This is a genomic window from Dysgonomonas sp. 511 (genome assembly GCF_010501105.1).
Taxonomy (GTDB): Bacteria; Bacteroidota; Bacteroidia; order Bacteroidales; family Dysgonomonadaceae; genus Dysgonomonas.
The window spans coordinates 1-324 of record NZ_QVMQ01000098.1 but is presented as its reverse complement, the minus strand read 5'-3'; the positions used below and the strand labels follow the sequence as shown (position 1 = coordinate 324).

The 324-nt window shown below is 46.0% G+C and carries 1 protein-coding gene; it reads left to right on the top strand.

Annotated features, from left to right (window positions below):
• Window positions 1–102: 102 nt before the first annotated feature.
• The coding region (locus D0T57_RS15430; protein WP_163274353.1) for a hypothetical protein at window positions 103–324 on the top strand (222 nt) is incomplete at its 3' end.

Genomic DNA, 324 nt, shown 5'->3' with positions numbered 1-324 from the left:
CGACCGTTTCACGCACGATTCTAAGATAAGGGAGCTTAACAGCGAAATCGACGTTTACAAGAAAAAGATAGCAGAAGATGTGCATAAACTGCAACAAACTGATTGCCTCGCACAAGGCCGACCTGTTTCTCTCCACCTCCTATTTCCTCCAGCAAATGGGATGGGACAACAGCCCCATCGTATTCGGCAATGGCAGCATGGCAACCTCTTGTCAATGGCAAACGGTATGCCAAAGGCTGTGAGTTTAGTGCCGAAAATGTATCGCCAACTATGATGAGCGATGGTATGATGCACTATAAATATACCGATATTCCGATGAACGAA